Origin of the sequence: Notoacmeibacter sp. MSK16QG-6 (assembly GCF_024158145.1) — a bacterium.
In the GTDB taxonomy this organism is placed as follows: domain Bacteria; phylum Pseudomonadota; class Alphaproteobacteria; order Rhizobiales; family Rhizobiaceae; genus Notoacmeibacter.
In genome coordinates this window covers 131,951-147,015 of sequence record NZ_JAMYXM010000005.1, presented here as the reverse complement: position 1 = coordinate 147,015, position 15,065 = coordinate 131,951, and the positions used below count along the sequence as shown (strand labels likewise).

General features: G+C 60.5%; 14 protein-coding genes. 2 read left to right on the top strand and 12 right to left on the bottom strand.

The features are described 5' to 3' along the window. Positions 1–39: 39 nt before the first annotated feature. From NIM86_RS14405 to NIM86_RS14350, 12 genes are all read right to left on the bottom strand, one after another. Positions 40–1,164: a hypothetical protein gene (locus NIM86_RS14405; protein WP_253383162.1), complete on the bottom strand. Its 1,125-nt coding sequence runs from the start codon at positions 1,162–1,164 to the stop codon at positions 40–42. Between the two features lie 49 nt (positions 1,165–1,213). Then, on the bottom strand, positions 1,214–2,218 hold the full coding sequence (gene virB11 / locus NIM86_RS14400) for a P-type DNA transfer ATPase VirB11 (protein WP_253383160.1): 1,005 nt from the start codon (positions 2,216–2,218) through the stop codon (positions 1,214–1,216). Beyond that, on the bottom strand, positions 2,215–3,657 hold the full coding sequence (locus NIM86_RS14395) for a TrbI/VirB10 family protein (protein ID WP_253383158.1): 1,443 nt from the start codon (positions 3,655–3,657) through the stop codon (positions 2,215–2,217). Before NIM86_RS14395 ends, virB11 begins: the two co-directional genes overlap by 4 nt. Next, a complete protein-coding gene (locus tag NIM86_RS14390) occupies positions 3,647–4,489 on the bottom strand; it encodes a TrbG/VirB9 family P-type conjugative transfer protein (RefSeq protein WP_253383156.1) in 843 nt (280 codons plus the stop codon). The genes NIM86_RS14395 and NIM86_RS14390 overlap by 11 nt, the downstream gene beginning before the upstream one ends. Positions 4,490–4,518: 29 nt before the next feature. Next, positions 4,519–5,199 (bottom strand): virB8 family protein, encoded by a 681-nt coding sequence (locus NIM86_RS14385; RefSeq protein WP_253383154.1) that lies wholly within the window; start codon positions 5,197–5,199, stop codon positions 4,519–4,521. A 50-nt stretch (positions 5,200–5,249) separates the two neighbouring features. Further along, a complete protein-coding gene (locus tag NIM86_RS14380; protein WP_253383153.1) occupies positions 5,250–6,494 on the bottom strand; it encodes a type IV secretion system protein in 1,245 nt (414 codons plus the stop codon). A gap of 7 nt (positions 6,495–6,501) precedes the next feature. Continuing rightward, positions 6,502–7,293 carry a type IV secretion system protein gene (locus tag NIM86_RS14375; RefSeq protein WP_253383152.1) on the bottom strand — a complete coding sequence of 264 codons (792 nt, stop codon included), beginning with the start codon at positions 7,291–7,293 and terminating at the stop codon, positions 6,502–6,504. Next, positions 7,290–7,430: a hypothetical protein gene (locus NIM86_RS14370; protein ID WP_158598524.1), complete on the bottom strand. Its 141-nt coding sequence runs from the start codon at positions 7,428–7,430 to the stop codon at positions 7,290–7,292. The genes NIM86_RS14375 and NIM86_RS14370 overlap by 4 nt, the downstream gene beginning before the upstream one ends. Further along, on the bottom strand, positions 7,427–9,787 hold the full coding sequence (locus NIM86_RS14365; RefSeq protein ID WP_253383151.1) for a helicase HerA domain-containing protein: 2,361 nt from the start codon (positions 9,785–9,787) through the stop codon (positions 7,427–7,429). The genes NIM86_RS14370 and NIM86_RS14365 overlap by 4 nt, the downstream gene beginning before the upstream one ends. Beyond that, positions 9,780–10,058 (bottom strand): VirB3 family type IV secretion system protein, encoded by a 279-nt coding sequence (locus NIM86_RS14360; RefSeq protein ID WP_121646670.1) that lies wholly within the window; start codon positions 10,056–10,058, stop codon positions 9,780–9,782. Before NIM86_RS14360 ends, NIM86_RS14365 begins: the two co-directional genes overlap by 8 nt. 84 nt (positions 10,059–10,142) lie before the next feature. Then, positions 10,143–10,454, bottom strand: a complete 312-nt coding sequence (locus NIM86_RS14355; RefSeq protein WP_253383150.1) for a TrbC/VirB2 family protein — start codon at positions 10,452–10,454, stop codon at positions 10,143–10,145. 118 nt (positions 10,455–10,572) lie between these two features. Then, positions 10,573–12,114 carry a transglycosylase SLT domain-containing protein gene (locus tag NIM86_RS14350; protein ID WP_253383149.1) on the bottom strand — a complete coding sequence of 514 codons (1,542 nt, stop codon included), beginning with the start codon at positions 12,112–12,114 and terminating at the stop codon, positions 10,573–10,575. A 1,180-nt stretch (positions 12,115–13,294) separates the two neighbouring features. Between NIM86_RS14350 and NIM86_RS14345 the strand changes: the two genes are divergently transcribed. Continuing rightward, positions 13,295–14,431, top strand: coding sequence for a transporter substrate-binding protein (locus tag NIM86_RS14345; RefSeq protein WP_253383148.1), 1,137 nt, complete (start codon positions 13,295–13,297; stop codon positions 14,429–14,431). A 12-nt stretch (positions 14,432–14,443) separates the two neighbouring features. Then, positions 14,444–15,025, top strand: coding sequence for an ANTAR domain-containing response regulator (locus NIM86_RS14340; protein ID WP_253383146.1), 582 nt, complete (start codon positions 14,444–14,446; stop codon positions 15,023–15,025). Positions 15,026–15,065: the final 40 nt, after the last annotated feature.

The window sequence follows — 15,065 nt, the reverse complement described above, 5'->3', positions numbered from 1 at the left end:
ATCGACGCAGTCGTCTCGATGAGGAGCGTAGGGCCATCGTCAGTTGCGTGAGGCGGATCGGTCGCGGCTTCCCAAACCACGACGATCAGCCGCCGTCTCGGATAACTGACCGTCTAGATCACTATCGCGAGCACGACCCAGCGTGGAATCTCCATGGTCCGGTTCGACGGAATGAACGGTTTCGTCCGCCGACACACGCGAAAGGCGGTCGTAATATCTCTTCATCTGTTCCGCTTCGGGATATCGGCCTGTAATCGCGGACTGGCGCGCAAAGTAGGCTTCGACCTGGCCCCTGGGCTGGAGATGATAAGTCACGTCCTGCAATTTGATAGCCGGATCGTGCTTGACAGTATGGTTGTAGCTGCCGGTCGCTATAGCGAGCCGTTCGGGGTCGATAAATTCGCCCTTTTCCTTCATTGATTCAATGACGTGGCCGTATCCGAGTTGGTTCAACTGGTAGATGTTGGAAGCAGTGACGCCTTCGGCCCTCGCCACAGGATCTTCGAGCGCCCTGCGGATATCGGCCCGGAAATCGCCGCCGCTCTTCCATCCTGCCTCGACGCGCTCCGTACCCCTGTCGCCTGTACCGGGATGCTTCCTGTGCAGCGTCTTAACCTCAAGATATGCCGCCAGCTTTCTTGCCTCCGAACGGGATCGGCCGTCCGCGGGGACCACGTGCTCGGCCTCATATTCGCCGGCAGGTGGAATATGCAGGCGAACTCGCTCATTGGCGCGCTTGCCGTAGGTTCCGTCTGAGATACAGCTTTTGCCACTGACTGGCTGGCAATCTTCCGATCCAGGAACCGATTTTCCATCCAATTCGGGCGGCTCGTCCTGCGCATCGCTGACAACCTCTTCGCTGTCGTTCAAATGGCTTCTGGCGTCGAAGAACTCATCGTCGGAGTCTTCCGCGTGAAGAACGGCAAAGGCGTCTTCCTCATCTGGTGTCGGCCCCGCAGCCCTGTCCGCCTCTTGTTGCATGATGGCGTTCTGCTCGGCGATCTCCTGCTGTTGCTGCTCCCAAACCGCCTGAGGGCCAACCTCAGAATCATGCGTGGAACGCTCTTCGTCAGCCTCAGCGAACGCACGCTCTTCGTCGGCGCTGGGCGGACCCGACTGTCGAGCCGTCGAATGCAGTCTCTTTACTTGAAAATGTTCTGGCATGACCTGTCCTCAGATATTTGCGGAAACACGCAGGGCCTACCCGAATGCCTCAGTCGTCCATGTTTTGCGATGGAAGATAGATTTCCAGCACACCGCGGCGGCCTTCGCGGCGGCCGACCTGCACCACCAGATCAATGGTGCGCTTGGCGTAATGGATGATCTCCTTGTGCGACATGCGCACGCCGGAGCGCATCACCATCAGGGCGAGGCGGTCGAAAGCGAGGTTGGGGCTGTCGGCGTGGATCGTTGTGATGGCGCCGGGATGGCCGGTATTGATTGCTTCCAGAAAATCATAGGCCTCCATGCCGCGGATCTCGCCGACGATGATGCGGTCGGGCCGCATGCGAAGGCAGCTTTCCAGCAACTTTGAGGGCAGGCGCTCGGACTTTTCCTTGCGCTCCGAAATCAATCCCACCTGGTTCTTATGTGGCGGGAACAGCTCCTGCGCATCCTCGATTGTGATGATCCGCTCGTCCAGATCGCTCATCGCGATCAGCGCCCGCGCCACCGTCGTCTTGCCAGAAGAGGTACCGCCCGAAATCAGAATGTTGAAGCGCTCGTCGATGGCCTGCCGAAACAGTCCCTGCAAGTCGCCACGCTCCGCCATATCGGCAATGGCGCGGTGGCGGGCCTGCCGCTCGTCCTCGACCTTGATCTGGCCGCCGTCGACGAAAACGATCTGCTTGCTGTCGAGCGTCTGCGTCAGATATTTGCGGATCGATAGCGACACCCCGTGTTCGATGGCCGGCTCGATGACCACCTGCACGCGCTGCGGCTGACCCCAGACCATGACACGCCCCGACACGATTGGATGCAGCGCGCCGAGCGTGTTGCGCGTTTCTCCGGCAAGCTGGGCGCCAAGCCTCTTGATGGCGTGAGGCGGCAGCTCGACATCGATCTGGTGCATGTGGACCGCACCTGCGGCTTCGATGAAGATCGAACCGTCGGGGTTAATGACAAGCTCGTTGACCTTATCGTCGGCCAGATAATCGCGGAGCGGGCGAAGATACTGCTCCACATAGGAGAGTTCACGCCGGGGCGCATGGACGTTCATCGGAACACCAGATCGCGGTTGACGAAGACGCGGATTTCCTCGCCCTGCGGGATGCGGATGATCGGCGGCAGGTTGAGGAATTTCTCCAGGAAGCCCTTGCCCTGATCGGCAATCGCGCCGCCGACCGAGGCTATCATCTGGCCTCCCCCGCCCTGGCCGCCACCGCCGCCACCGATATTGATCGTCGTGCCGCTACTGGAGGACGAGTTGCCGCCCATGGAGCTGAGGGCCGAAGGCACCGCGCCGATGGCGCTGACCAGGACGGCTGCGCCGAGTTTTTTCATGTAGCGGTTATCGACATTGCCCGCCGTGCCGGAGCGGCCGAGTTTGTCGGCCCCCGTAGAGCCGAGGGCGATCGACTGGCCCTTGGGCGTGATGGCGCGGTTCCAAGCGATCAGCACGCGCTTCTGTTCAAGCTGGACATCATTGTTGAATTGGCCGACCAAGACCGTTCCGGCAGGCATGAGGATGCGGCGGCCATCGAAGGAGAACACCGGCTCCATCACCTGAGCACGGATATTGCCGGGCAATTCCGTATTGATTGCCGTTTCCAGCACCGCCGAGATGATGGTGCCCTGCACAATGGTGCGCGAGGGATCGGCGAGCGGCTGCGACAGGGACGTCTCCGTCACGCTATCGGCGGCAGACGCCAGAAACTGCTCGTTCTGGTTGAGTATGCGTTCTGAGGCTTCACCGGACACCCGCGGTCCAGGCCGTGGGGGTTTGGCGCCATCGTCGACGATCACGCCGGATGAGGTGCGTTGCTCTTCTTCCAGCGATTGCGCATCCTTCATCATTTCCAACTGCCGCTTGGCCTCTTCCATGGCGCGGCGACGTTCCTCTTCGGCCTGAGCGGCGGCGGCCCGCAGGCGATCGTTCTCCCGCTTCATCCGCTCACGCTCTTCGTCGAGCTTGGCATTCATCTTTGCGTTGTAGCGATCCATCGCCTTTCTCAGCTCATCCTTCGAAAGACCCGGGTTCTTCTTTCGCTGAAGCGCTTCCAGTTCCTTCTGAAGGGCCGCGAGCTGGGTTTTCAGCGCCGCGTTGGGATCGGTTTTCTCCTCCACCTCCTCCGGCGGGGCCGGAACCGTGAAGTCGAGCCGCACATCATCCTCGACCTCCTTGTCGACCCCAAGGCCGACCTGCGAGGTGAGGGCCGGGTCTTCCCGTTCCAGAATACCGAAGATCTGAAGCGTGCGGGTCGGCCCCACCAGAAGCATGAGCAGAGCCAGAGCACCGCCCAGCAGGGCCAGCGCCATGGAGAGCGGAACGTTGCGTTTGCGCCCCTTACCCGTCTGCCGGGCGCGGCGCTCTTCCAGCAACGCCTCGCGCTCCCTGCTTTCTTCCTTTCGCGCCTCAAGCGCCGCAGCCTCATCGACCTCGTCATGCGGGTCGTTATCGGTGTGGTCGGCATCGTCTTGATTCCGGTCATCCTGCATGACGACCTCCTCTCAGAAGCTTGGTGAAGAACCCGCCTTCGCCGGCGGCCTGGCTTTTAGGTGCTGTGGTCTTGCGGGGGTGCGGTGCGGGCGTGGCGCGGACCACCGCATTGCTCTGGCGGATAACCCCCGCCTTGCCGATGCAGACGGACTCATCGCCGATCCGCAAGACCCAGTAGTTGGACGTGCCGTCGACAACGATGCTGCCGCCATCCGTCCGCGAATTCACGAGCTGCTCGCTCTTGTCCGGCCCCACCTTGAAGATGGCCGGGCGGGGGGCACCCTTGGGCAGGAGGAATGTGGTCCGCAGCGTGTCGTCCTGAACGGCGATGGGACGGAACGGGGCGAAGCCGGAGACGAGATAATTGTTGTCGATCGGCCCGCCCACAGCCAGGCTGTCGTCGTACTCCGCCACCTCGTCCGGATAGGTGAAGACCGTCCGAAAGGACTGGTGCGCGACCTCGCCCGGCTCGATCTCTCCGGCGCAATGCAGTTCGAACGTGTAGACGCGGCGGTCGGTATAAACCGTCATATTGGTCAGGGCATTCGGGACAATAGGCTTGATGCTGACCACGTTGCCGGCATTCAGCTTGGTGATCTCCCAGGATGCGCTGTCGCCGATGATGATCGATTCCACCACCTCTCCAGCGTCGAATTGCACCGCGGTGATCGACTTCAGATAGAGGTCGAGGCGATAGACATTGTTCTCGTCATAGACGTAGCGCTTGATACGGCTATCGGTCTGCGAGGCGATCGGCGTCTGCTCGGCCTGAACAGGCCCTGCCAGGCAGAGACCGGCAAAGAGAAGAATAAGCAATCGTTTGAAAAACATGACGGAACCTCAAAATTTTTGCTGAAAAATCATTTGTCGGCGGTCTCGGCATCGATGCGATAGGAGAGAACCTTGAAGCCGAGCGGGTTCTTCCAGACGGATTCGAGCGTCGCCTCTTCCTGGGGCTCGAATTCGTAACCTACCGTCGCCACGAAGCTGCGCGTCGCGGTCGGCTTGCCTTTCTCCTCGCGCAGCTTGGTGATGCGCACTCGCGCCAGATCGGCATTGCCGCGCTTGGAGGACGGCGTCAGAGAGATGGACTTCACCACCACGCGGACCCGCACATCGCCGCCATAGACGTCGGGCGGATATTGGCTGGAGCCGGAGTTCCAGATCGCAGCCAGCGTTTCGGCTGCGTTATTGGCTGAGCGCTTCATCACATCGGGAATGCGCACGGAATTGTCGGCAGGATCGTATGTTTCGCGATCGACGACATAGGAGACCAGTTCGGCCTGCAACACGGCATCCTGCTGCTCCAGCGAGGCAGGGCGGACCTGGACGATCTTTTCCGCTTCGCCCGTGGTCTTGTCGACCATCACGACATAGGGGCGCTCTTCGCTGAGCGGCAGCATGACGAGTACGCTCACCAGCGCCAGCACGGCCAGGACCATCGATCCGACAGCGATCCGGGCCCAGCTGTTTCGCTGCTGGCGCAAAGTGAAGAAGACTTCGTCCTCGAAAGCGTGTGGCGTGGGTGTTGTGTCACTCATGGTTGTCTTCCTGTTGACGCCGGCACTTCCACGGTCCGCCGGCCTGGCGATCACTTGTCACTGCGGTTCAGATTCTGCTGCTCCGGTGTCTCGCTGGATCTGCCCGACCGCCCGCCGGACCCGCTACGACCACCGGAACCGCCGGTCGCTTCCAGATGACGGCGTTCTGGGCTGACCTTTCGGCCCTCGCCGCCCTTGATGTTTTTCGCCAGCCGGTCATCGCGCCGCTGGGCGCGCTGACTGGCGCTCTGCCGCATGGAATTGACCGCTGAGCGCGCCATCGAATATGCGCCGCCGCCGGACTTTCTGGCACGATTTGCCGCGCTTGCGCCGTCTCTGGCGCGACTGGCCGTCGACCGACCCATCGCCAAGGTACGCATGGTGTTGCGCTGGACCATGGTGGCTGCGGCAAAGGCTGCGCCCGCACCCACGGCAGCCACCGAAGAGGACGCTAGAGAACTCGCCATCGTCGGGATCATGAAGAGCAGAACCAGCGCTGCGATCATGACGAAGAGGAAGCCGAAATAGAGTGTCTTGTGCAGGCTGCTCGCATTGGATGCCGCGAGGATCTCTCCGGCGATGTAGAGGACAATCGCCATCAGAGCCGCCGTCAGCAGCGGGATGACCACGAAGCCCATGACGAAACGCGTCCAGCTCTCGAAATATTGCCGCGTCTGCTCGGCCATCAGCATGCAGAGCGCCAGAGGGGCCAGGCTGATAGCGACGATGAAGCCGATCCGGCCGATCAGCACGATGATCGCCGAGGCTGCGGTGAAAATGCCGCCGATGATAAGGATCAGTGCGCCGGTGAAAACGTTGCGGATCGATTTGCCGATATCGAGAATGGAAGTGTCGCGCAGGAAGTCGTAGGCGATCCAGACGATGGCGTGGGCGAACTCGTCCATCGCTGCATAGGTCTTGTTGTCGGCTGCCTGTATGATTGCCGGATCGAGCACGTCGGTACGCAGGGTGCGGATATGCAGCGCGACCGTTTCGATCATGAGGCCGGCATAGTCGTCGGGCACTTCGACGAGAATGGTATAAATCCCCTCGAAATTGGCCCATATGGTCGCGAAGGAGTAGATCAGAATATATCGCAACCCCCATTTGAAGTATTCCGAATAATTGATCGTTCTGAACTGGACGAGCGAGTTGATGGCGATGAACAACAGCGCGACGAGGGCGACGATCTGCAGTGCATCCCGGATGGGATCGGCCACGCCTTCGAAGATGAGCTGAACATAATCCTTCAGCTCGTCCTCGATAACAGCGCCTAGATCGGAGATAACGCCCATGACCCGCTCACCGGTTGAAGGTCTTCATGTCGATGAAGGTGTCGTCCTGGCCGACCTCTCCACCGAGCATCATGAAAAAGCCGCCGGCAACCGAGGCCAATGCGGCCTGCGTGCGAAGCGTCTCGTTGATCTGCTGGGCCACCTCGATCATCACGCGAGTGTTGATATCGATGCTCGTCTTCAGATCGTCGCTCGCGGCCAGCGCGGTGGCATAGCCATCGAGCCTGTCCATGCCGGCATTGGCCCGCTTGTAGGATGCTTCGGCGGTGGATGCCGCAATGGCGCCCTGGGACGATAGCCGGGCGACCATCTTCTTGCTCGGCAGTTCATCGTCTTTCAGCGCGAACGCATCTTCCAGATAGTAGTTTTCGCGGAACTTCTCGAAAGCGGCGACCATGGCCTCCGGCCCCTCGACCGCGCCGCCCATGGCTCCATCGGCCATTTCCTTCAAGCCGAGACCGCCGTCGCGACCGGTATCTTCGCCGAGATCGGGGAAATTCTTCGGCCCGGTCTGTGCATCGCGAATGGTTTCAAGCATTTCCTGCTGGGTTTGCAGGCTTGCGAAGATCTGGCCGATACCACCGCCGATATAACGTGAAAGCTGGACGATCTTCATCAATTGCTGGATGGCGTTCTCGTCGAAGCTCTCATCGGCATCGTCCGGTTTGGTGGGTGTCGTGACCGTCGGTTCGGTTGCTGGCGTCACGGCATCCTGCGCGAAGACAATGGACGGCGTGGCTGCGGCGGCGATCAGGGTGAGGGCGGTGCCGCAAATGGCGGCTTGAAGGAAGTGTCTCATGCCATGGCCCTTTCATCGATCTGGCCATCCAGGGCTTCCCAGATGCAGGCGCAATTGTTCTTGCGGACGGCGGGAACCGATTGGCACGCGGCCAGGCCTCCAACCGCCACGATGAGCACAAGCAGGATCGTTCTCATTGCAACATCTCCATTTGAAAATTGTCACGCTCGCGCCAGCCAGCCGGCGCTTTCTCTCCGCGGCCGCCGCCCAGAATGGCGATGCCCTTGCCAAGGGCGCTGAGGTCGAAATCCAGCACCACGCTATCCGCGCCGGACTTCAGCAGAACCAGGTGGTTGTCGACATTGCTGGTCTGCAGGAAGGCGCTCTCGGTGGGCGTCAGGTGAAGCGGCTCAAGCTCCGCCTCGGTGTTGAACGAGCTGGGATAGACCAGCCGCGTAACCGAGCTTTCCAGAATGGCGTCGCCTGCGGCGCTGTTCTTGATGTGCGAAACCCGCTGCGTCATGAGGACCACAGCGACGTTCTTCTTTCGCATGGTCAGCATCCAGTCTTTCAGACGCGCCTCGAAATAGGGGTCGTCGAGCAGTTTCCACGCTTCATCGAGCACCAGAAGCGTCGGATGCTCGTCCTCGACCAGCCGTTCGATGCGACGGAAAACGTAGCTGAGCCAGGCCGTGCGCACCCGGTCATTGTCGAAGATCTCGGTCAGGTCGAACGAGGTGAGGCGGCTGTCAAAGGCGAGGGGATCAGCGTCCTTGCCGCCGAACAGCCATCCGAACTGGCCCGTTTCGTCCCAGCGGCCGAGACGATTGTAAAGATCGCCATCATCGTCGGTGGAGCGTAACTGGCTGCGGAACTGCTCGTAATTCTGAAGGCGTTTGTCGGCCGTGACGTTGGACTGCACCGCGTCGTTCAACGCCTGAATCTGGATGGGATTGAGGGGCACGCCCTCATTCTCGGCCAGCGCCGTCAGCCAGTCGGACAGCCATGCAGCGCCACGCGCATCCGCTTCGGCCTGCATCGGGTTGAAACCTGTATCGACGCCCATGCGCACCGATGAATAGCGGCCGCCCATGGCGCGGATTGCCATTTCGAAACCGTTATCCTTGTCGAAAACGATCGTGCGCACGTCCAGGCGGTTCGCCTGGCTCAGCAAAAAAGCCGTGCCGAGCGTCTTGCCGGAGCCGGTCTGGCCGAGCACAAGCGAATGGCCAACGGTTCGCTGGCCCGGCTGACCCGCCAGATGGAAATTGAAACGGAAGGTTTCGCCGCTGGCCGTCGGCAGGATCGTCACCGCATCGCCCCATGGGCATTTCTCTGGCGGGTTGCCCTTCGGCAGGCCGTGCATGGCGCAAAGGTCGGCAAAGTTCTGCGATGAGATCATCGCAGCGCGCGTGCGGTAGGTGAAATTGCCCGGGTGCTGAGCGAAAAAGGCCGCCCGCGAAGAGAAATTCTCGCGGACGATAGCGGCGCCCGCATCCTGCATGGCCCGCGTCACATGGGCCATCGCATCCTCCAACTCGTCCTCGCTCTCGCAGAACAGGGCGATGCTGCAGTGATGATCGCCAAAGACCACGCGGCCCGACGCGACATCGTCCTCGGCCTCTTCGAGCTGCGCCATCAGTGATTGGGCCGCATCTTCCGCCGCCTTCATCTGCTTGCGAACCCGCGAGATCTTGCCTTGCGCGGTGATGTTGTCGATCGGCGTGAAACTCTGCGTCACAACGGTGTCGTAGGGCAGGTTCAGCCGATCAAGAATGCCGGGATAGGTGTCGGTCGGATAGTCCTTGACCGAAACGATGGTGCCGTATCGACCGCCCTGCTGATCGAGGCTGTCGCAATGGAAATACTTGCCGTGAAAGGTGACGTTCGAACTGGCGAGCATATCGGCGAGCGGAGTGAATTTGCCGCCGGGGATCAGCCGCCCGTCCGAACCGTCGACAACGGTGCGCAACCGGCCTAGCCACTCGCCGTCATGGACGAAGAGACGTCGGGGTTTGGCTTCGGAGACGCCGACCATGCAGGTGTTGATCATCTGGTCCAGGCGCAGCGCCCGCACTTTCACTTCCTCGCGGCTGAAGACATCTTTCGTGCCCAGAAGGCTCATCAGCCGCGCGACGCGCTTCGGCGGACGGATAACGAGTGTCACCATCGTCACGCGGTCGCGCAGACCCACTGTCTGCAGATAATCCTGCCAGCGCCGGTCGATTTCCTCGTTGAAGGGGTGGCCGTCGACAGGCTGGGCGCTCGGCCGTGTTTCCACCGAAATGCGATGAACGTAATAGGCGACATCGCCCCGCTGCTGGGCGATGAATCGCGAGAAGGCGTGGCAGAGTTCGGCGGTAAAGCGGTTATCGATCGTATCGGCGTTGATTCCCTCGACGGCGAAGGACGCCATCAGGTCGCCGTCGCGCAGCATGATCGTCCGGTCGTCGACGATGCTCAGATAGGGCAGGCCGCTGACCAGCCTTTCGCCCTTTCTGGCGCTCTTGTCGACCACGGTGCGGGTGGCGCGGGTGGGCGGTGCTTCAAGCATGATAGACCAGCCCTTCGCCCTTCATAAGTTCCGGCGACATGCGTGTCTTCTGCACGGTTGCGATGAAGACGTTGATGATTTTCGGATCGTAGGCGGCGAGCCCGCGAAGAGCCGCGTATCCGACACTGCTGACGGTAATCAGATAGATGAAGGATTGGCTGAGAATGAACCCAAGCATGGTGATGACGATCAATACGACGAGGTAGAGGATCGGCAGCCCGGCAAAGGTCACTTCGCGTGTCAGACCAATGAAAAGCGGTGTGTTCTGCATGGCGGTTTCTCCGGTAACGAGGCGTCAGGGCCGGCCCACCGCCGCCTGGAGGTGCGGGGCGGTGGGCCGCGTTGAGGCCCGTCGTCAGGAGGCGGACAGGCCCTCGACGAAGGTTGCGCCGCCGAAGACGATCGCGATACCGATGACGATCGACGCCGCGAACACCCAGTCCATACGGCCGGTCATGAAGGAAAAGCCGACCGCAATGACGGCGAGGGCTGAGATAGCGACGCCGATGGGGCCGGTAATGAGATCGACGATCTCTTCCAGGAACGTCTCCATGCCGGAAAAATCCTGCGCTGCGCTCGGCTCCGTCAGAAGAGCCGAGATGAGCAATGTCATGCCGAGAATGGAAACGAAGTTATGAGAATTGATATTGCGAATAAAATCTTTCATGGCTCAATCTTTCATTCAAATATTCAAAATAAAAACAGTTCGAACCCAGTCTGCCGGCTATAAAAATTTGCGGCGGGTTCTGCCTTCGGTCATCGTCGCTGCACCTCCATCCGCTCTCCTACCGGTTCTTTTCCGCGCGGCGCTTTTCAGCCCTTGCCGCGACGATGGCCTTCTTGCGCTCCAGCGCCCGGGCCTGCCGTTTCGCCGCGCGTTCGTCCGCAAGAGCGCGGGCCGCCCGTGCTTTGTCCGGATCGCTCCGGCGCTTCTCCGCCCGGGCTTCGGCGCGCGCCCGCATTTTCGCAAGATGACGCTCCTGACGGCTGGCGTCGCTGGCCGGTTTGGCGGTATTTGCGCGGCGCGCTTGACGTGCATCCTCGGCGGCCTGTCGGCGCGCTTCGGCCTTGGCTTTGGCCTTGGCTTTCATGACGGCAAGTGCACGCTCCTGGCGGGTTGCATCGCGTGGCACCGAAACCTTCAGACCTTTCGCTGACGCCCGCTTCGTCGCGGCACGTTTCTGCGGCGCGGCGATCTGGCGCTTCACCGCTTTGCGCTTGGTTTTCGGCGGCGTCTTTTTTGCGCGCGGCTCCGGCCTGCTCTTCACCTCGACCGGGACTGGCTCCTGGCGCGCCATTTTTTCCAGCACGGCATTGGCTTCGGCGCGGGTCTGGTCCTGCTCTTCGTCGAAAGCCAGCAGCGTGGCATGCGCCGCTTCGCCGACGGGTCGATGCGAGCCGTCCTCGACCACCTCATAGGGCGGATGCGGCGTATGGCTGACGGCGTGGAAGATGTCCGACACATATTGCCGGGTCTCGTGGAATGGCGGAATGCCATCGTATTTTCGGACATTGCCCGGCCCTGCATTATAGGCGGCAAGCGCCAATTCCGGCTTGCCGAACGTATCCAGCATCTCGGTGAGGTAGGTGGCCGCGCCCGTCAAATTCTGATGCGGAGCGAAGGAATTGCGGACCCCCAGCATTTTCGCCGTCGCCGGCATGAGCTGGCCGAGACCCCGCGCGCCGACCGGCGAAACCGCTCGCGGATTAAAATTGCTTTCCCGCTGGATCAGCTTCAGAAAAAGCGCGACGAACCCTTCTTCGCTCAGATCGGCGCGCGCGACTTCTGGGCGCTTGGCAAAGCGGCGGCCAACCGCGATGGCGAGGTCGCGCATCTGTCGTTGGCTGTGCGACAGGCGTTTGCCAATACGGCGCGGCTGCGGCAGTTTCAGCGCACGCCGAGTGGTTTCAAGCAGGGCAATCTGCTTATGCCAATCGCGAATGGTCGACCCGACCGTAGCCAGGGCGGCGACGGTGGAGGCAGGGGGAGGGGCAACCGCCTCTGTGGCTTTCACGGCCGGGTCGTTGCGGAGGGGCTTTCGCCCCAATGCGGTGAGGGCGCGGGCAAGGGCCTGGCCCGGAACAAATTTCTGTGCGGCGATCCGCGAAGGAGGGCGATGACTGATCGCCCGGAAGCTTGCCGGCTGAGGACCGGCGCGAACGGCGGGGGAAGGCGCCTCCGCCATAGAGATCGGGTCGGCATCGGCGAGACTATGGACGTGAATATCCGGGATATCCTGCTTCGTCGAAAAGGGAGGCGACCCGGCCGTGGCCAGGGCGGTGACGGGGGGCGTCTGAGGAGGGGCTGCCGCCTCTGTGGCCGTCACGGCCGGGTCTTCTCGTGAGCCGTCGCGTCCGGCTGCAGCCAGCGCGATTGCCGAGCCCATATCGGATGGGATCTGCTGCGCGGCGATTGCGGAAGGTGCTTTGACGCTTATGGCTCGAAAATCTGGAGAGGAAGTTGCAGGCGGCGGGCCTTTCGACACGCCGCCTGCGGGGCTTAAGACTTTCGATATGGAGTGCTCTTCAAATAAAGCCGACCGGGAAATACAGACCTGGGCAGCAATGACAGCAGCTGTGACAGTGGTGACACCGACTGCAGTCTTCATACGACTATAATTTTGATCTCTCACACAGTAAGAAGACATTCGTATGATCCATTCAAAAGTCTTGATGTATAATTTGGTTCTGAAAACACGATTTAGACTAAATTGAATTTTGACCAAATTGGGCACCCTCAGCATCACGGATTGTTAATCAACGTTCACACAAACATAGTTCTGAAGAGACAAGGCACTCGTGTGTGTATGTTTGTACGGTTGTCCCGTCGCGGAGACCGCCGGCTTGGACGTCCAATAATGCTGCAACGCATCGTTTTTTGACGCGGGGCAACATTGTTAACGATAATCGCTTGCTTTCCGGGCATTCAGGATCGGAACCGCAGTCAATCACGGCCCGTCTACTATTCGACCTGCCTCGCTTCTGATCGTCGGACTGGCCCGGTCAGACGCTTTACGTTACCTTGCGTAAAAGTAATGAAAGGCAGTTATTGCAGCGGGTACAGGCTGCTCACAAAAATTCGTGGCGGCGTGACTTGGCGCATGAAAATTTTCCTCGATTGGCTGTCTTCGAAGGCCCTTCGTAAAGGTCTGACGCCTCTTTTTCGCCTATTTTGAACATGTCGTTCAGACCCAAGTTCTGAACGATTGGCGCACATTGCGCTGCGAATCTTTTACGGGCGTAACACTGAGCGAGACGGTGCGGCTCATCAAAACCCGCAAGATTAAATCGAATGGCAGGCGGAAGCGGACTGTCGAACCGGAAAGGGCGCAGGCTCGTTAGGTTCGACCAGCGCCAGGAGGTGACTGCGAGGTCGCGAGGGCATCGCCTCTAACGACCTGTTGGCAGGGTCTCTGCGGTGATACTTGCAAATTTTGCGATGTTGTTGAAGACTGAAGACAGGCTGTCGGCCCGGCCATCCCGTCAACGCTCTGGGAGTTGTTCAGCGTGGCATTTCACGACGCCAAATCTTCTGAACCGTGGCAGGTCGGCGTTCTGTTCTCCCGCTCGGGCTTCATGTCCGTCAGCGAGGAAAGCCAGTTCCACGGCACGATGATCGCCATTGACGAGATCAATGCGGAGGGCGGCGTCAACGGGCGCGAAATCGTGCCGCGCATATACGATCCATCATCCGACAACTCCCTCTATAGGGAGCAGGCGCGCCGGCTTTTGTGCGAGGATGGGGTCAGCACGATCTTCGGCTGTTATACTTCGGCAAGCCGCAAGGCGATCCTGCCGATCCTCGAGCGGCTCAACGGACTGCTATGGTATCCGACCATCTATGAGGGCTTCGAATACTCGCCCAACATCATCTACACGGGCGCGGCGCCGAACCAGAACAGCCTGGCGCTTTGCGAATTTCTCATCGAACATTATGGCCCGCGGGTCTATTTCGTCGGCTCCGATTACATCTATCCGCATGAATCCAACCGCATCATGCGCCAGTTCCTGGCCGCACGCGGCGGCGAGGTGGTCGGCGAATCCTATCTTTCGCTTGTCGCGCGGCGGGAAGACTTCATCCCGGTCATGCGCGACATCAGGGAAGCGCGGCCCGACGCCATTTTCTCCACCGTCGTCGGCGAAGCAACGGTTTATCTCTACGAAGCCTTCAACGACTTCAATCTGAACGCCAAACAGACGCCCATCGCCAGTCTGACCACGACGGAAGCCGAGATCGAGGCCATGGGCTACGATGTCGGCGAGCATCACATCACGGCGGCATCCTACTTCGAGGGCCTGGACAATCCGTCCAACCAGCGCTTCGTCCATCGGTTCAAAAAGCGCTATGGCGAAAGCGCCCGCGTCAATGTCTGCGCGGAGGCAGCCTATTTTCAGGTGCATCTGTTCAAGAAGGCGCTCGAACTGGTCAACACGACACATCCGGACGTGCTGCGCCCGGTCGTACTCGGCTCCAGTCTGGAGGCGCCGCAGGGCACGGTCTCGATCAATCCCAATTGCAGCCACGCCAATGTCTGGTCGCGGATTGCCAAGGTCAACGCACTCGGACAATTCGATATCGTGCAGCAATCCCAGAACGAGGTGGTGTCCGATCCCTTCATGATCGGCATCAAGGAACGCAACTAGATCGTCACCGGCATGAGCGGCAACCCACTGGAAATATTCTCGCGCCTGAACCTGACTCTCATCACCGAACTCGATGAGCAGGGCATGGTGCTGATGCGGCAACTGCAGCGAACGCGCGCGCAGGTCATGCACCGCTGGCCGATGCCGGAGCGCATCGGCGAGAACACCGATATGGTCCTGTGCGAATATTCACCCGACCTGTCGCGGCGCTATGCGTGGATGCCAGGAGAAGCGGGCGCGGCAGTCGTCGTTCTGGCGCCGGGCGGCGCAGCGATCGACCTTGCCGGTCTGAAGGCGGCATTGCCCGATGCGGTCCTGCATCGCCCCTACGGCACAGGGGCCGTGTCGGCTGCCCTTATTCTGGCCTGGGATCACTTCACTCAGGCCCGGCGGCAGTCGGCCAGGATTGCGCGCCTCGATGAAAATGTGCGCAGCCTGCGCCAGATCGAACGCGCGAAACACCTAATTATGAAGCAAAAAAATATAAGCGAAAGCAACGCTATAAGTGAATTGAGAAATATGGCGATGTCGCGCCGTATATCCATGGCGGCGCTCGCTTCACAACTGGTTGACTCCAAAAACAATGTCAGCTAGCGTCTAGAAATCCTGCATAACCGGGTGCCAAAAATGTCAC